At 68.2% G+C, this 17687-nt stretch carries 13 protein-coding genes; 2 read left to right on the top strand and 11 right to left on the bottom strand.

What is annotated here, in order from left to right; translation table 11 throughout:
- Positions 1-35: 35 nt before the first annotated feature.
- From AC1DEL_RS02310 to AC1DEL_RS02290, 5 genes are all read right to left on the bottom strand, one after another.
- Entirely contained in the window at positions 36-3158 is a 3123-nt protein-coding gene (locus AC1DEL_RS02310; protein ID WP_092293479.1) for an efflux RND transporter permease subunit, read from the bottom strand.
- 15 nt (positions 3159-3173) lie between these two features.
- On the bottom strand, positions 3174-4358 hold the full coding sequence (locus AC1DEL_RS02305) for an efflux RND transporter periplasmic adaptor subunit (protein ID WP_477125017.1): 1185 nt from the start codon (positions 4356-4358) through the stop codon (positions 3174-3176).
- Between the two features lies 1 nt (position 4359).
- A complete protein-coding gene (locus tag AC1DEL_RS02300; protein WP_092293483.1) occupies positions 4360-5697 on the bottom strand; it encodes a TolC family protein in 1338 nt (445 codons plus the stop codon).
- Between the two features lie 278 nt (positions 5698-5975).
- The gene (locus tag AC1DEL_RS02295; protein WP_092293485.1) at positions 5976-6842 is read right to left on the bottom strand and encodes an HpcH/HpaI aldolase/citrate lyase family protein; all 867 of its coding nucleotides are present in this window, start codon (positions 6840-6842) and stop codon (positions 5976-5978) included.
- Positions 6843-6855: 13 nt separating this feature from the next.
- Positions 6856-8028 (bottom strand): CaiB/BaiF CoA transferase family protein, encoded by a 1173-nt coding sequence (locus AC1DEL_RS02290; protein WP_441591361.1) that lies wholly within the window; start codon positions 8026-8028, stop codon positions 6856-6858.
- 143 nt (positions 8029-8171) lie between these two features.
- On the opposite strand from AC1DEL_RS02290, the gene AC1DEL_RS02285 reads away from it, so the two are divergent.
- Both AC1DEL_RS02285 and AC1DEL_RS02280 read left to right on the top strand, forming a co-directional pair.
- On the top strand, positions 8172-9149 hold the full coding sequence (locus AC1DEL_RS02285; protein WP_092293489.1) for a LysR substrate-binding domain-containing protein: 978 nt from the start codon (positions 8172-8174) through the stop codon (positions 9147-9149).
- A 119-nt stretch (positions 9150-9268) separates the two neighbouring features.
- Positions 9269-10243 carry a Bug family tripartite tricarboxylate transporter substrate binding protein gene (locus tag AC1DEL_RS02280; RefSeq protein WP_477125018.1) on the top strand — a complete coding sequence of 325 codons (975 nt, stop codon included), beginning with the start codon at positions 9269-9271 and terminating at the stop codon, positions 10241-10243.
- A gap of 20 nt (positions 10244-10263) precedes the next feature.
- Here the strand turns inward: AC1DEL_RS02280 and tssE are convergent, their stop codons facing one another.
- The 6 genes from tssE to tssK form a co-directional block, all read right to left on the bottom strand.
- A complete protein-coding gene (gene tssE / locus AC1DEL_RS02275; RefSeq protein ID WP_092293493.1) occupies positions 10264-10695 on the bottom strand; it encodes a type VI secretion system baseplate subunit TssE in 432 nt (143 codons plus the stop codon).
- The gene (tssH, locus tag AC1DEL_RS02270) at positions 10695-13358 is read right to left on the bottom strand and encodes a type VI secretion system ATPase TssH (protein ID WP_477110867.1); all 2664 of its coding nucleotides are present in this window, start codon (positions 13356-13358) and stop codon (positions 10695-10697) included. Before tssH ends, tssE begins: the two co-directional genes overlap by 1 nt.
- 106 nt (positions 13359-13464) lie before the next feature.
- Positions 13465-13950 (bottom strand): Hcp family type VI secretion system effector, encoded by a 486-nt coding sequence (locus AC1DEL_RS02265; RefSeq protein ID WP_092293497.1) that lies wholly within the window; start codon positions 13948-13950, stop codon positions 13465-13467.
- Between the two features lie 4 nt (positions 13951-13954).
- Positions 13955-15676: an OmpA family protein gene (locus tag AC1DEL_RS02260; protein WP_477125019.1), complete on the bottom strand. Its 1722-nt coding sequence runs from the start codon at positions 15674-15676 to the stop codon at positions 13955-13957.
- A gap of 10 nt (positions 15677-15686) precedes the next feature.
- Positions 15687-16334 carry a DotU/TssL family secretion system protein gene (locus AC1DEL_RS02255; RefSeq protein WP_477125020.1) on the bottom strand — a complete coding sequence of 216 codons (648 nt, stop codon included), beginning with the start codon at positions 16332-16334 and terminating at the stop codon, positions 15687-15689.
- Positions 16331-17677 (bottom strand): type VI secretion system baseplate subunit TssK, encoded by a 1347-nt coding sequence (gene tssK / locus AC1DEL_RS02250; protein WP_092293501.1) that lies wholly within the window; start codon positions 17675-17677, stop codon positions 16331-16333. The genes AC1DEL_RS02255 and tssK overlap by 4 nt, the downstream gene beginning before the upstream one ends.
- Between the last annotated feature and the right edge of the window lie 10 nt (positions 17678-17687).

Below are 17687 nucleotides of genomic sequence, written 5' to 3'. Positions count from 1 at the left end.
CCGGGGGGCCGGGGGCGTTTCACGATGCTGCGGGCTTACGATGCCAGCGAGGGCGAGATCCGGTTGTGGTCTTCGTCCTCCGGCTCCTCGTCCGGCCAGGAGCGTCCCACCATCCACTCGTACAACGTCGGCAGCACGATCAGCGTCAGCATCGTTGCCGTAATCAGGCCGCCGATGATCACGATGGCCAGCGGGCGCTGCGTCTCCGCGCCAATCGCGCGCGAGATCGCCATCGGGAACAGGCCCAGCATGGCCAGCATCGCCGTCATCAGCACGGTCCGCAGCCGATCCATCGAGCCAGCCAGCACGGCCTCGCGCACGGAGAGCCCTTCATCGCGCAACTGGTTGAAGTACGTCACCATCACCACGCCGTTCAGCACGGCCTGGCCGAACAGCGCGATAAAGCCGATCGCCGCCGAGACGGACAGCGGAATCCCGGTCAGGAACAGCGCGAACACGCCGCCGATCAGCGCGAACGGGATGTTCGAGATGATCAGCGTGGCACTCTTGAACGACTTGAACGCGTTGAACAGCAGCAGGAAGATCACCAGCACCGACAGCGGCACCACGATCGACAGCCGCGCCATGGCGCGCTCCTGGTTCTCGAACTCGCCGGACCAGCTGATCTTCACATCCTCGGCGTTGACGTTCTTCTTCACCAGCGCCTGCATGTCCTTCACCACGCTACCCATGTCCCGGTCGTGGATGAAGATGCCGATCGACGTGGTGCGCTGGCCGTTCTCGCGGCTGATGTTCATGGCGCCCGAGGCGGCCCGGAACGTCACCAGTTGCGACAGCGGCACCTGCGCGCCATCGGCGGTCTGCATGAAGATGTTCGGCAGGTTCGGCAGTTCGCGCTCGCCCGCCTTCAGGCGCACGGCCACGCTGAAGTGGCGCTCGCCCTCCCACAGCTCCGTGGCGGCCTTGCCGGCCAGCGCGGTTTCCATCAGGTCCTGCACGTCGGCCACGTTGATGCCGTAGCGCGCCGCCTGGGCCCGATCGAACTCCAGCACGTACTGCGGCAGTTCGCCGTCGCGGTCGATGAACGCGCGCATCACGCCCTTGACCGACTGCACGTTCGCCAGGATCTGGTCCGCTACCTGCTTGTTCTGCTGCAGGCTGTCGCTCTGCACCTTGATCACGATCTGGCCCTTGATCTGGGAGATGCTCTCAAGAATGTTGTCGCGCACCGGCTGCGAAAAGTTCGGCTCGATGCCGGGCATCTGGCGCAGGTTGCGGTTGATTTCCTCGATGATCTTGCGCTTGTCGTAGCCGGCCCGCCACTTCTGGTCCGGCTTCAGGTCCACCAGGATTTCGACGGTGTTGATCAGCTTCGGATCCGTGCCGTCGTCCGGGCGGCCCACCTTGGAGATCGTGGTGTTCACCTCGGGCGTCTGGCGGATCACGGTCCGCAGCTTGCGCGCCTGGTCGCGGGCCTCATCCAGCGAGACCGACGCCGGCAGGTCGAAGCTGACCCACATCGAGCCTTCGTCCAGCTCCGGCAGGAACTCGCTGCCGAGGAACTTGCCCACGCCCACGGTGGCGACCAGCAAACCCAGCGCGATGCCAACCACCATCTTCTTGTGGTCCAGCGCCCACTTCAGCATCGGCTCATAGAGCCGCTTGCAGTGGCGCACCATGAAGTTGTCTTCGTGCGCGATGTTCTTCTTCAGCAGCAGGTGGCACAGCAGCGGCACCAGCGTCAGCGAGATGATCAGCGAGCCGATCAGCGCCCCGGTCACCGTATAGGCCATCGGCGCGAAGATTTTGCCCTCATGGCGCTGCAGCGTGAAGATCGGGATGTGCGCCGCGATGATGATCACCATCGAGAACACGGTCGGCCGGCCCACCTCGGTCGTCGCCAGCAGGATGGCGTTGAGCCGCGCCTTGTTGTCCTGGATCTGCTGCTCCTTCAGCTCGCCCAGCCGCTTGAAGATGTTCTCCACCACGATCACCGCGCCGTCCACGATGATGCCGAAGTCCATCGCGCCGAGCGACAGCAGGTTGGCCGGAATGCCCACCCAGGTCAGGCCGATGAAGGTGGAGAGCAGCGCCAGCGGAATCACCAGCGCCACGATGGCCGCCGCACGCACGTTGGCGAGGAACAGGTACAGCACCGCCATCACCAGCAGCGCGCCTTCCACCAGGTTGCCGAACACCGTGTGCAGGGTCTTGTCGATCAGCGTGGAGCGGTCGTAGTACGGCACGATCTTCACGCCCTTCGGCAGGATCGTGCTGTCGAGCAGGTCGATCTTCTGCTTCAGCGCGTCCAGCACGATCGACGGGTTCTCGCCCTTGCGCATCACCACGATGCCAGAGACGATATCGTCCTCGTCGTCCTGCCCCATCAGGCCCTGCGGCGGCGCCGAGCCCACCTTCACCTCGGCGATGCCCTTGACCAGGATCGGCGTGCCGTTCTTCTCGCTCACCACCACGTTGGCGATGTCCGCCGAGGTGCGGAAGCTGCCCAGTGAGCGCAGCAGGAACTGCTGCCGGCCATGCGCCACCGCGCCGCCGCCGGCGTTCGAGTTGCCACGCTGGAGCGCCGTGAACAGTTCGGACAACGAGATCCCCGCATCGCGCATCCGCGCCAGGTTCGGGTTCACCTCGTACTGCTTGATGCTGCCGCCAATCGTCACCAGGTCGGCCACGCCGGGCACCTGGCGCAGGTTCTTCTCGACCACCCAGTCCTGCAGCGTGCGCAGTTCCTGCGGCGAATAGCCCTTGCCGGTCAGCCGGAAACGATAGATTTCGCCGATGGCCGTGGAGAGCGGCGCGAGGTCCGGATGCACGCCGTCGGGCAGGTCCACGCTGCGCAGCCGCTCGATGATCTGCTGGCGGGCGGTGACGTCGGTGGCCTTGTCGTTGAACGTGACCATCATGAACGACAGGCCGAACTGGGTGTGCGAGAACACCCGCACCGAGTTCGGCGTGCCGGCCAGGGCGGTCTCGATCGGGATCGTGACCTGCCGCTCCACTTCCTCGGCCGCACGGCCCGGGTAGAGCGTGATGATGTTGACCTGGATGTCGGAGACGTCCGGGAAGGCCTCGATCGGCAGGTTCTTGAAGGCGGCCAGGCCGCCGGCGACGAAGATGATCAGGCCGAGCCAGACGAACAGCTTCTGGTGCAGCGCAAAGTTGACGATACGGGAGATCATGTGTCCGCCATTCCCTTACTTGGCGGACGCGCGCGCCGCATTGACCGCCGTGGCGTCACGCAGGATGTCCTGCAGATAGAGGTTGCCGTCGGTGACCACCACCTCGCCGTCGGTCAGCCCTTCCAGCACCTCGGTCATGCCCGGCAGTGACACGCCGGTCTTCACCAGGCGCCGCTCGAACGTGTTCGTGCCCTTGCGGACGAACACGTAGTTCTTGTTGTCAGCCAGGAACACGGCCTTCGACGGCACCGCGATCCCCTTGAACGAGGCGGCCTGGAGGCGCGCCGTGACGAACATCTCGGCCTTCAGGCGGCGGTCCGCGTTCGGCACGGTCAGCCGCACCTTGATGCTGCGCGACGACGGATCCACGTAATCGGCGATCTTGACCACGGTGCCCTGGAACGTCTCGCCCGGATAGGCGGCGCTGGTCAGTTGCACCGTCACGCCCGGCTTGAACAGGCCGAGGTCCGCCTCGGCCGCATCCACCTGGGCCCAGAGCGTGGTCGGGTCGGTGATCAGGAACAGCGGCGAGCTGGGCGCCTGGTCCGGGCGCAGTTCCATGCCCGTGTTGATATTGCGCTCCACCACCAGGCCCTCGATCGGGCTGCGCAGCGCGAAGCGCTGGTTCACCGCATCGCCACCGGCAGCCGCGCCGTACATGCGCAGCGCCGCCTGCGTGCGTTGCTGGTCGGCGGCAGCGCGGGCGCTGTCGGCCTGCGCCTGCTCCAGTTCCTTCTGGGCGACGATGCCGGCCCCGTACAGCTCGCGCTGGCGCGCCAGCGACTTGGCGGCCACGGCGCTGTCGGCGGCGGCCTTGCGGGCATCGGCCTGGGCGAGGCCATAGTCGGGCGAGGTCAACGTCGCCAGCGGCTGGCCGGCCTTCACAGTCGCGCCGGGTTGCACGAGGATGTCCATCACGCGGCCCGCGAACGGCGAGGTCACGCGCACGGTCTTGTCCTCGTTCCAGACCAGCCGGCCCGGCAGGTTCAGCATGCGGTCACCGCCCAGCTTCACCGGCTGGCCGACGATGCCCGGCAGGGTCTTCACCGACTCCGGAAACTGGATGACCTGGCCGCTGACCTTGGGGTCGTCGTCGGCCACGGGCGCCTCCTTCTTGCCGCAGGCGACCAGCGCCAGCGCGCAAAGTGACCCGACGGCTGCCAGGCGGAGAGGACGGAACCACTGGGACGAAGACAGCATGTTATGGGCGCGACGCATCGGTACGGACCTGGGGAAGCTTGTTGATATCGGAATTGGTAGCTTGCAGCGCGGTGCGGTAGGCGGCCAGCGCCTTGGCGTAGTTGCCCTGCGCCTCTACGGCGTCCACACGGGTCTGGCGCAGCGCGCGGCGCGCGTCGAGCAGGTCCAGCACACCCGTGGCGCCCTTCGTGTACGCGAATTCGGCACTGTTCGCGACGGACTCGGCGGCCGGCAGCACGGCGGCCTGCATCTGCTGGAGCGTGGCACGCGCGGCCTCTAGCTGGCTGCGCAGGCGCTCGATGTCGTTCTGCGCCTCCAACAGGATGCGGTTGCGGTCGTCCAGCGCGGCGTAGTAATCCACCTCCGCGCGGCGCGCCTCGCCGCCATTGCTGTGGCGAACGAAGAGCGGGATCGAGATGAACACGCCGTAGCTGTTGCCATCGCCATAGGTATTAGTGGGCGATTGCGGATAGTGCTCGGCCTGCGCGCCCACCGTCACATCGGGCACGCGGCCGGCGCGGGCCAGGTCGCGCGAGGCGGCGGCGGCGGCCAGCCGGGCTTCGGCGGCGGTCACGTCGGGGCGGCGTTGCAGCACGTCGGGGTCCACCGGCGGCACCGGGGTGTCCAGCGCCGGCCAGTCCGGCACGAGTCGGTTGTCGATCAGCGTGCCCGGCACACCGATGGCGGCGGCCAGGGCGGCCTTGTCGCTGGCGTGGTCAGCCTGGGCGTTGCGCAGGTCGCTCTGGGCGCGCAGCGTTTCCAGCTGGAGCTTGGTGACGTCGGCGCGGGAAATATCGCCGGCCTTCAGCCGGGTCTCATTGGCTTGCTGGGTGCGGGAATAGAGGCCGACGGTCTCGGTCAGCACTTCCAGCCGGGTCTGGCTAACCACGGCTTCGTACCAGGCCTGGTCCACCGCGCCGAGTTGCTGCGCCACGATGGCCTGGGTGGTCTCCCCCGCGGCGGCGCTAGCCTTGCGGGCTGCGTCCACGCGCAGGTTGCCCTTGTTGGCGGTTTCGATGACCTGATCGATGCGCAGCGTGGAATCCACCGTCTTGCTGCGCAGGCTGCCCGATCCCACCCCCGCATGCGGATTGATATTAGTGACACCGAGGCTCAGGACCGGATTCGGCCGTTGCGAGGCGATCTGGACATCGGCCTGGCTGGCTTCCTCGCCGCGCCGGGCGGCAATGATGTCGCGATTGCAGCGCTGGGCGTCAAGCCGCGCCTGGGCAAGTGTGAGCGTGGCCTTGGCCGGTGGCGGCACACAGGGGCCGTCTGGGGGCATCGGCTGGCTGGCGGCGTGGCCAGCAACGGCTGCCACGGCCAGCAGCACGGCCATGGCGGCGCGGGAAACTGAAAAATGCACGATCGGTCTGGCTCAATGTCACTTCGGTCTGACGTAAACGACCGTGCCAGCCGAACGGTGCACCGGGCGGGCGATTTTCTTTCATCGCTCCCCGGGAACCCGCTCTTTTAGCCGCGCTGCCTTGCCGCGCACGATCTCCCGTGCGCATTCAATCGCAATCTCATTACAAACGGCTTTCATCTTGTCGGCATTCCCACCCAAATTCGCCCAACGTGTGGGTCGGGAAAACACCGATTGGCGCTGCGCCCGGTTCAGGCGGAGGTGGCGGATGAGGCGGATGGCGCCGCTGGGCCCGGCGCTGCGGCGACGATCCGCAGCGCACGTTCGAGCACCGGGCGGTCCACCATCTTGCCGTCCACGGCGATGGCCGCGCCCTGCGCGGCGGCGGCCTGGTCCACCACGCGCCGTGCCCACGCCACTTCCTGGGCAGACGGCGCCAGCGCCGCATGCACGCCTTCCACCTGGTTCGGATGGATCAGCAGCTTGGCGCCGAAGCCGAAGCGGCGGCCCCGGGCGGTGTCGTCCGCCAGCGCCTCGGCATCGCCGATGGCGGTGCAGACCCCGTCGACCGGCGCCGGCAGCCCGGCCGCGCGCGAATGGAGTACCAACTCGCTGCGGAAGTGATGCAGCGGCTCGCCATCGTCGGCCACGTCGAGATCGAACATCAGGTCGATGCTGCCGAACACCAGCCGGGTGACGCCGGGCGCGCGCGCCACGTCGTACAGGTCGGCAAACCCGGCGGCGGTCTCCAGCAGGGCATGGCAGTGGGCGTCCGGCAGCTCGGCGTGGAGGGCGGCCAGCGCGGTGGCATCGGCCTTCGGCAGCATGATCTGGCGCACCTGATGCGCCCGGCACCAGGCGAGATCGTCGGCGAACCATGCGGTATCGGCGCCGTTCACGCGCACAAAAAGCTGCACGCCGCCGACCTGGGCGGCAGTCCGCAGGCCGCTCCAGGGGTCGGACAGACCCGCGCGGGCCTCGGCCTTGGCATCGGGGGCGACGGCATCCTCCAGGTCGACAATGACCGCATCGGCGCCGGCCGACAGGGCCTTGCCGATGCGCTCGGGGCGGGAGGCGGGAACGAACAGGTAGCTGCGCGGTACGCGGGGGGTAGTCATGGTCGGCTCCTGATCAAACCACGCCGTCGGCGTGAAGTTGGGCCACTTGCGCGGCGGAACAGCCGATTTCCGACAGGATGGCATCGGTATGCTCGCCGACTGCGGGAATCGGATCCATGCGCGCATCGGTCAGGCCCGGCGGCAGCAGCGCCGGGATCTCGCCGACCGGCGACGCCACGGTGCGCCACCGTTCCCGGGCGGCCAACTGCGGGTGGTGCCAGACATCGGCCATGGTATTGACGTTGGCGTTGGCGATCTTGGCCTCCTCGAGCCGCTGCACCACCTGCTCCGCCGTCATATGCGAGAACGCTTCGACGATCCGCGCCCGCAACTGGGCGCGGTTGGCGCTGCGCAGGCTGTTGGTGGCGAACGCGGCATGCGTGGCCAGCGCCGGCTCGCCCAGCACGGTCTTGCAGAAGACCGACCACTCCCGCTCGTTCTGCAGCCCCAGCATCACGGTCTTGCCGTCGCCGGTCGGGAACGGCCCGTAGGGGTAGATGGTGGCGTGGGCGGCGCCTGCGCGCGGCGGCGGCTCGGCGCCATCGAACGCGTAGTACATCGGGAAGCTCATCCACTCGACCATCGACTCCAGCATCGACACGTCGATCCGCTTGCCGCGCCCGGTCTGGCCGCGCTCGATCAGCGCCGCCAGGATATTGCTATAGGCGTACATGCCGGCGGCGATGTCCGCCACCGAGGCACCCGCCTTGACGCCCTCCTCGGCCGTGCCGGTCACCGAGACGAACCCCGATTCGCTCTGCACCAGCAGGTCGTAAGCCTTCTTGTCGCGGTAGGGGCCGTCGCCGCCGTAGCCCGAGATGTCGCAGACAATCAGGCGCGGATAGCGGGCCGAGAGCGTCTCGTAATCCAGCCCGAGCCGGGCCGCCGCGCCCGGGGCGAGGTTCTGCACCAGCACGTCCGCGCGCTCCAGCAGCCCTTCCATCACCGGCGCGGCGCCGGGCGCCTTCACATCCAGCGTCAGGCTTTCCTTCGAACGGTTGGTCCAGACGAAGTGCGAGGACAGGCCGCGCACGCGCGTGTCGTAGGCGCGGGCGAAATCCCCCGGGCCGGGCCGCTCGATCTTGATCACGCGTGCGCCGAGGTCCGCCAGCTGGCGGGTGCAGAACGGCGCGGCAATCGCCTGTTCGAGGGAGATGACGGTAATGCCGGCTAGGGGTCGGGTCATGGCGATGGGTCCGGGGGTGCTCGATGCCGCCAATCTACCCGCGCGCCCCGACTATGTGAAATAGGGATTGCCGAAGCCTCCATAAGTAGAATCAATACCCTCAACGAGACGACACCCGACGAACGGGGCAGGAGGCAGCAGCGATGGACATCCGGGCAATGCGGTATTTCGTGGCGATCGTCGACCACGGCAGCCTGACGCGCGCCGCCGAGGTCGTGTGCGTGGCGCAGCCGGCGCTGAGCCAGCAACTGGCCGCGCTCGAGGAGGAATTCGGCGTGCCGCTGGTGCATCGCGGCGCCAAGGGCGTACGGCCGACCGAGGCCGGCAAGACACTTTATCGTCACATTCGCAATATCCTGCGCCAGGTCGAGATGGCCGGGGCGGACGTCCGGGTGGCCGGCTCGGAAATCTCCGGCAACGTCGCCATCGGCCTGCCGACCACGGCGGCGGCGGCCTTCGGCATGCCGCTGGTGCGGGCCGTGCGGCAGCGCTATCCGCAGGTGCGGCTGCAACTGTTCGAGAGCATGAGCGGCTATATCTCCGAGCTGCTGAACCAGAACCGGCTCGACTTCGCGATCCTGTTCCGCGACACGGCGTCGCGCGCTGTGGAGCCCGAACCGCTGGCCAGCGAACCGCTCTACCTGATCGGCACGCCGCCCGGGCGCGCCACCCGCTCGGCCACCATCGCACTGAAGGCCCTCGACGGCATGCCGCTGGTGCTGCCCAGCGGCTCGCAGGGCCTGCGCGAGGTGGTGGAGCGCAGCTTCGCCAAGGCCGGTATCGCCCTGAACGTGGTGGCGGACCTCGATTCGCTGCCCTTCCTGCTGGCCGCCGCCCGCGAGGGGCTGGCCTGCACGGTGCTGCCGGCGTCGTCGCTGGGCGAGAGTCCGGGCGCAGAAGGGAATGGGGATGGGGCTGGCGATGCCGAGGGGGGCATCGGGCGTCGCCTGATCCTGCCGGAGTTGCGCCGCACGCTGTCCCTGTGCTGGCCGCGCGCGCTGCCGCGTTCGAATGCGGCCGAAGCCGTCGCCGACATCCTGCGGGAGATCGTTGCAGCGCGCATCGCCCAGGGCGGCTCGCTGGCGCCGCCGCCCGCCCCTACGGCACCTGCCAGCCGATAAGAAATCCTTATGGCCATAGTCGGCGATTGAATTTCTCCTGCGCACCGGCCTCGGCTAGAGTGGGCGCCAGCATGGGCGGGACCGACATCCCAGATAACCGCCCGCCATAGGAGACAACAATGCTTCGCACCCTTCCCGCCCTCGCCGGCATGGCCGTGGCTCTCACGCTGGCCGCCGTGGGCAGCGCCCACGCCGACACCTATCCCAGCAAGCCCATCCAGATGATCGTGCCCCAGGCGCCGGGCGGCACCAACGACATCGTTGCCCGGCTGGTGGCCGCCGATCTGTCGCAGCGCCTGGGCCAGCAGGTGGTGGTCGAGAACCGTCCCGGCGCCGGCGGCAACATCGGCACCCAGGCCGCCGCGCGCGCCACGGCCGATGGCTACACGCTGCTGATGACCATCAGCAGCACGCAGGCGATCAACCCGTCGCTCTATCGCCAGATTCCGTTCGATCCGATCAAGGACTTCGAGCCGATCGCCCCCGTGGCGACGGTGCCGAACGTGCTGGTCGTGAATCCCGCGTTCCCGGCCAAGTCGATGGCGGAGCTGATCACGATGGCCAAGGCCAAGCCGGATTTCTATCGCTATGCGTCGGCCGGCAATGGCACGCTGAACCACCTGCTCGGCGAGATGCTGAACAGCATGGCCGGCATCAAGCTTGAACATGTGCCCTACAAGGGGGTGGCGCCGGCGCTGAACGACGTGCTCGGCAACCAGGTGCCGATGGCCTTCGCCAGCCTGCCCTCGGTGCTGGCCCATATCAAGGCCGGCAAGGTGCGGGCGCTGGGTGTGAGTTCGGCCAAGCGGTCGCCATTCGCGCCGGACATCCCGGCCATCAGCGAAACCGTGCCCGGCTATAGCGGCGATCTCTGGGTTGGCCTGTTCGCCGTGCGCGGCACGCCGAAGGCGGTGACGGAGAAGCTCGCCAAGACCTTGCAGGCCGCGCTGGCCGACGCACCGCTGCGCGACAAGCTCGCCGCGCAGGGCGCCGAGGTGCTCACCGGCACGCCGCAGCAGTTCTCGACCATGTTGCGTGCGGATATCGACAAATGGGGCAAGATCGTCAAGGCCTCGGGCGCCCAGGTGGACTGAACGGCGTTAGCCGTAGCCCCTCAGTCGCGGTCCTGCACCGCGCGCAGCAGCGTCAGCCGGGTCTTGCCGTCAGGCATGAAATGCGTGCCGAAGCGCACCAGCCCGGCGCGGCGCAGGTGGCAGGTCATCGTGAAACTCAGCAGCATCCCGGGCTCGGTATCGTCGATGTCGATATCGATGCCCCGGAGCCTCGGCTCGTAGCGCAGCAGCGTGGTTTCAATCTCCCGCTTGAGCGTGTGGGCCGACGCGGGCAGGTGCCGGTAGATGCGCGACAGGTCGCCCAGCCCATAGTCCGGCAGATGAGCCAGCCCGCCGCGCCGACTGTTCAGAATGCGCTGGATATTGTCCTGGACGGACAGGAAGGTCTGCGTCGCCAGATCGAATTCCTCGACCGGCACCCCATTCGCGAAATGCCCTGTCACGGCCTCGAACAGGCCCGGACCGCCGGCCATTACTGGCCAGCCTCATCGAATTCCAGCCCGATGCCGTCTGCGTCCGAGAAGGTCAGCCGGATCGTGGCCGGGGCGCTCGTCTCCGCTGTCTTGTTCCCCATTCTTATTAGCAGCTCGCGGGCCAGCACCGGCAGGATCTGCTGGTCGAGCAGGCTGTCGATATTGCGCGCGCCGGTGTCCGGCAACAGGCAGGCGGCGACCAGCGCGTCCACCAGCCCATTGTCGTAACGCAGCGGCACGCCGAACCGGCGCGCCACCCGCTCGCTCACCTTATCCAGCTTCATGCGTACGATTGTCGCCATCGGCCCGGCGGCCAACGGCCGGAACACCACGGTCTGGAAGCGCGCCAGCAGCGCGGGCTGGAAATGCTCGACCAGCGTCGGGCGGATCGCCTCCATCAGCATGCCGGGGGTCGCCGCGCCGCCGGCCTCGGTCACGGCGTCCGTGGCGGCCAGGATCTGGTCGCTGCCCAGGTTCGACGTCATCACGATCACCGTGTTGCGGAAATCGATCACCCGGCCTTCGCCATCGCGCATAAATCCACGGTCGAACACCTGATAGAACAGGCTCAGCACGTCGCGGTGGGCTTTCTCGACCTCGTCGAGCAACACCACGCTGTAGGGGCGCTGGCGCACCGCCTCGGTCAGGACGCCGCCCTCGCCGTAGCCGACGTAGCCGGGCGGCGAGCCCTTCAGCTGCGACACCGTATGCGCTTCCTGGTATTCGGACAGGTTGATGGTGATCAGCGCCCGCTCGCCGCCGAACATCAGGTCGGCCAGCGCCCGCGCCGTCTCGGTCTTGCCGACGCCCGAGGGCCCCACGAGCAGGAACACGCCGATCGGCGCGTCCTCGGCCTTGAGCCCCGCCTTCGCCGCCCGCAGCCGCTTGCCGAGCGCTGCGAGCGCCTCGTCCTGACCCACCACCACGCTGCCCAGGTTGGCCTCCAGGTCCAGCAGCGTGGCCAGTTCGCTGGCCAGCAGGCTCTCGGCCGGCACGCCGGTCCAGTCTGCGATGACTTCGGCAATCGCGTGCTCATCCACCTCGGCGCGGATCAGGGCGGCCTGCCCGGCCGAACCCACCGCGCGGTGGGCGGCTTCGATCGATGGGGAGAGGTCCTGCCGCAGCGCCTCGTCCGCGGCTTGCCATTGGCGACGCAGGCCGAACAGGGTTTCCGTTGCGGCCTTCTGGGCGGCGAGCGTCTGCGTGAATCGGGCGAGGTCGCCGTCCAGCGCCTCCAGCCGGCTGTCGATGGCGCCGATCCGTGCGGCGTCACGGATGCCCGTGGCGCCCTCGTCCTGCGCCAGCGCAGCCCGCTCGGTCTCCAGCGCCGCGCGCTCGGCCTCGCACCGGGCGAAGGCAATCGGCGTGGCGTCCTGGCTCATGCGCACCCGCGCGGCGGCGGTATCGAGCAGGTCGACCGCCTTGTCGGGCAACTGGCGCCCGGTCAGGTAGCGGCGCGAGAGGCGCACGGCGGCGACGACCGCCGCATCGGTGACATGCACGTCATGGTGCCGCGCATAGCGCTCCTTGAGGCCGCGCAGCATCAGGCACGCGGCCGCGTCGTCGGGCTCGTCCACCTTCACCATCTGGAAGCGGCGTTCGAGTGCCGCGTCCCGTTCGAAATACTGCTTGTATTCGGACCACGTGGTCGCCGCGATGGTCCGCAGCTCGCCCCGCGCCAGCGCCGGCTTCAGCAGGTTGGCCGCGTCGGCGCCGCCAGCGCTGTTACCTGCCCCGATCAGCGTATGGGCTTCGTCGATAAACAGCAGGATTGGCGTCGGCGACTGCTGCACCGCCTCGATCACCTGCTTGAGCCGCTGCTCGAACTCGCCCTTGACGCCGGCGCCGGCCTGCAAGAGGCCGAGGTCAAGCGTCAGCACGCTGGTGTTGGCGATGATCGCCGGGACATCGCCCTCCGCAATACGCAGCGCGAGCCCCTCGACCAGTGCGGTTTTGCCGACGCCGGGCTCGCCCACGAGGATGGGATTGTTCTTGCGGCGCCGCGCGAGGATGTCGATCATCTGCCGGATCTCGACATCACGGCCAAAGACCGGATCGATCTGCCCGGCACGGGCCTTGGCGGTGATGTCGATGGTGAAGCGGCCCAGCACGGGGTTGTCGGGGAGGTGCGCCACGGCCGGGGTGTCGGTCGGAAGGGGAAGGATCTCGGGCAGCCCGTGCGCCTCGCTCGATATCTGATCCAGCTCCGGCATCAGTCGTTCGATCTGCGCGGCGGTGATGCTGAGCAGCGGCCAGGCATCCGGCGCGCGCAGCCAATGCGGCGCTTCCACCAGCGCGGCGAGCAGGTGCGCCGAGCGAATGTCGGTGTCACCCGGTGCCGTCGCAGCGAGCGACGCACGCATCCATGCCGCCTCCAGCCACTGCCCCACGCGCGGCGAGAGCCCGGGCCGGCCGCGCAGGTCATGCGGCAGGCGGTCGATGGCGACGAGCAAGGCATTCCAGATGGCATCGACATCGATTTCATAGCGCCGCAGGATCGCCAGCAGGTCGCCCTCGCCCAGTTCGAGCAGCTTGATCAGCCAGTGCTCGACCTCGATGTCCCGGTGGGCGCGGGTTTCGCAAAGGCTGGCCGCCTCGGTCAGCGCGCGGGCGCAATGGGGGTTCAGGCGGCGCAGGAACGGGGAATAGTCGCGGGCAATCATGAGGGAGGGATGGCGATGGGCGGGAAGAATGCGGGGTCGAGGGATGGGGCGGCCGGCGGCGCGGCCGAGGGGCCGAGGGGCCGGCGCGAGGCCGGCCCGACCTTACTCAGGCACGCTCGTTCCAACTATCGGCGTGGATGATGTTGCCGTCCTTGTACGACCAGGTGATCTTCTCGTAGCGCAGCTCGATGCTCTCGAGGTGGTTGTGCTTCTCGAAGGCCGGGCTCTTGATGTCGTGCATCTTCGGCGTGACGCCGACCACCTTGACGTTCTCGAGCTTGGTGTTGAAGTACTCCTTCTCCTTGCCGGCGTCGTCGATCTTGTACCAGCGAATCTCCACCGCCTTCAGCGTCTGGCCGCTGGAGACGGCCTTGTAGAGATACGGCGTCGAGGCGTCGGTCTCCTTGGTAAATACGATCGGCTCGTGCACGCGCGTGCCGGTCAGCTTGCCGGTGTTGGCGTCCGTCGGGATCTTGACCGCGTGATCGAACGCCACCACTTCGACGCTGCCCTCGCGGCCCGAAACCGTGACCGAACCCTTGATGTCGGCGCCACCATCGTCCTTGATCCACATGTATGCGGGAATTGCCATTTACTTACTCCTTCTGCTGAAATGAACAGGCCGACTGGCCAGAAGTGACCCGATCGCCGTCACGGCAATCGGGAACAAGGGTAATTTCCACACGGCGATTGGCGGCGCGGCCCGCCTCCGTGTCATTGCCCGCCTTCGGGCGGGTGTCGCCGTAGCCTTGCGTCGCGAAATGCGTCAACGGCAAGCCGGCGGCATCGGCCAGCCAGTTGCGGACGGACACCGCGCGGGCCTCCGACAGGCGCAGGTTGCTGCGCGGGTTGCCGGTGGCATCGGTATGGCCAGCCACCAGCACGCGCTTGTCCGGATGCGCCCGGATCATTTCCAGCGCACCGATCAGCACGCGGTTGGAGCCGGGATTCAGGGTGGCGCTGCCGCTGCGGAACAGCGACAGGCTGTCCAGCTCGATCGTGGCCGGCGGCGGAGGCGGCGGGCGGTAGCCGGCGATCAGCGTGTCGATTGGCGCACGCAGCGCGGCCCCGCGATACAGACCGAGGCCGAGCCGCAGCGGCACGCCGTTGCGGGCGTGGCGGTCGAGTTCGTCCCGGTCGCGTTTGATGACCTTGAGCGCATCGATACGCGCGGCGTCCTGTGCCGGCGCCAACGCGCGATAGCGGTCCATATTGCCGGTGACGCGCGCCACCAGCGCCCGGTTCTGCCACGCCGAGGCGGCCGCAGCCGCGCAGAACGCCACCGCGAGCCACGCGAAGCCATGCGCCAGCGCACGTGGCAGCGCGCGCCGCGCCGGCTGTCGACCGATGCCACGGATCAACGGGTCCGGCAGTGGGTAGCGACCGCTGCCGCCCTCTTGTGCCGGGCGGGCTCCGACCAGACCGGTGATGCGGGCCACGGCACTGGCAAACAGCGAGTTGTCGGCTGGCGTGCCGCATACCGCGATCGCGCCGACAGCGGCCACCTGCACCGGCCTTCCCGTACGGTGGCCGTCGCGGCTGTCGTCCCGTAAGCGCGGCAACAACGTCGATTGCGCCCATCTGGCTAGCGCGTGCAGCCGATTAGCGCGACACCAACGTGCGGCGCGGTCGGCCGGCTTGGCGGCGCGGGCGTACTGGTCGAGGCTCGCCGCGACTTGCGCGATCCATGCCTCGTCCGCCGGCATCGCTTCGCCAGACATACCGAACCATGGGCCGTCCGGCGGACCCGCGGCGTCCTCGCCATAGACCGCGATGCACACTGGCAGCGGATAGCCGACGGCGCGGCTCGCCTCGCCAATCGCGTGACGCAAACGGCCGAGGCGCGCGCTCAGCGTTGCGGCGTCTCGGATCTGGTCGGCGGCGGTCAGGCATGCCACGGCGTCCGGGCCCTGCCCGTCGCGCCAGCGCTTCAGGGCATCCGCCACGTGAGCCAGCCGCGACGGGTCGCCCACACGTACCCAGATCGCGGACTCGGTGATACGGACCAATTCGTCGCCGAATGCCCGCACCAAAGCGCCGTCCGGCTCACCAACGGCGAGCACGAGCGGCGTATTCCGGCGCATGTCGCCGGGCAATACATCGAGTGACGCGTTCACGGCGACCAGCACCGCCTGCGAGGCCTGACGGCCAGCACGCCCGCGCCGCGTGGCGACAATCATCGCCACCAACATCAGCGCCACGACGAACAGCCCCAGCAGCAGATTCCACGTGGTCGACCCCGGCGAGCTGAATCCGAGCCACGCCAGGCAAAGCGCCGCGATCCAGCCGGCCAAGGTGCGATAGGGATAACCGGTCACGTCGCGCCCTTCAAACAGCCAGCCGCGCGATGGCCGCGTCGAGCCAGCGGTCCAGCGCCAGATAGACCAGCCCGGCGCCAACGAGCGCCAGCACCACCCATGCAATCGGCGAGATGCGCCAGCCGGCGCGTGCCTTGCCGTGGGTGACAATGACCGGCCCGTTGCCCTGGTCGAGCCCCGCGCGCGCCAGTCGCTCATCGAGCGTGCGCAGCAACGCGGCGCGGTCCGTGGCGCCGTTCAGGGCGAATCGCCCCTGGAAGCCCAGCCCAAGCACCACATGGAAGACCGCGAGCAACGGCAGCACCGGTTGGGGCGCTGCGAGGCGCCGTTCGATGCGGTCGATCAGCGCGTCACCCGCGTCGTGACTCTGGAACTCCTTGACTTGCAAGGGCTCGTGCTCCCACTCGTCCCGGCTCGCCCCTTCCAGGTGGCGGAGCGCGAACTCGTCGATCAGCGCGCATTGCGCATAGATCGCGTCCTCGACGACATCCGGGGATTGCCCCGCCGCCCGGAGTTCCTCACGCAGCCGGGCGATATGGCCCAGGCACGTTTCACGGAACGCCGCGAAGGTCACGGGCCTGTCCCCGCCGGCCAGCGAAGCGACAGTCAGGGCCGTATCGCGTAGCGCGAGCGGAAAGATCGGAAGCGAAGTTGTCATGCCGGCAATACCGCGAAGAGTTCGAGCGAGACGTCCGGCACGGAAGCCGGCACATAGAACTGGCACGCCCGCGCGTCGAGCATGCGCCGGAACGCCGGGTGGGCACTGTCAAGCGCGAAGTACTGGTTTTCGATCCGCACGGGAATGGCGGCAGGCAGGCGCGACATCGTCCGCAACGGAATGCCGGGCAGCGCCGAGTTGACGATCTGCGAGACTTCATCCGGCGCCCCCGCCTTGCAAAGGCGTGGCAGTTGTTCGAGCAAGGCGTGCGCCGGCATGCCAGCCTGCACCGACAGGTAGTACTCGGTACCTTCGACCAGCCGCTCATCGAGGATCTTTCCGTCCCAGATCGTGGGCCGCAGCCGTTCAAGCGCCACGGGCACGACGCGCGACGGCACCACCGCATCCACCAGCCTGCGAATCATTGACTCCAGTTCCGCGAACACGGGCTCCGGCGCCATGTGGTCGTAGGCTGGAATGGCCTGCAGGGTCTCCGTGGTCGAGAACGTCAGCAGCGCGCCCGCCAGCCGGGCCAGCACACGGTAGAGTTGCTCGGGATGCTGCTGCGGGGCCGCGCGCAGCCGCGCCAGCTCCGGCCAGGCACTGTTGACACTGTGCAGCAGCCAGAACAGTGCCACATCGGCCACGGCGTAATCGGCCATCTGGTCGGAACGCTCGCGCCGGCGCACGCCCAGGCTCGCACTCTTTGCGCTGAGGATGGTCGACAGCCGTGCCATGCGGGCGGTCAGCTGCTCGCTTGCGGACAGGAACAGGCTTGGCGGCACGTAGGCCGGATCGAGTTCGATCTGGCCCTGCGGCGTCCGGATAAGCCGAGCGATCGGGCAGGTCACGTAGTCGCCTTGTGCCTCGCCGTCGAACAGCAGGGCCAGTGCGTGACGTTCGACGCTGATTTCCTCCTTGCCCTCACCGTGCAGGTCGGCGACCTCCAGGTACTCACGCACGAAGCGGCGTGGCCGCGCCGGCCGTTCGCCATCGTCGACGCAATTGCCACCCAGCGCGTCCATCAGCGGCAGCCCGATCAGGACCACCGCCGAGTCTGCACCGGCCGGCAGATCGGCCAGATCGCGCGCGGGAGGCGTCCGGTCGGCCGTCTCCGTGTCGATCACGGTGCCATCCGGCAGGCGTGCGGCAAGCGAACTCACCGCCAGTCGATTCACTGTCAGTGCCTGGGAATCGATGACGACGCGCACGACGCCCCATGGTTCCGGGGTGGCGATACGCGCAATCTGCTCGCCGGCGTGGCGCTCCCATAGCGCCTGCTGCTGGAAATGCTGCGGCGTCATAAAGATGCCCTGCGCCCACAGCGGTCTTGTGATCTTCATGGTATCGGGC

It is taken from the genome of Cupriavidus sp. 10L43_2, assembly GCF_056395265.1.
The sequence above is the reverse complement of the archived record's forward strand: the minus strand, read 5'-3'. Positions and strand labels throughout refer to the sequence as shown.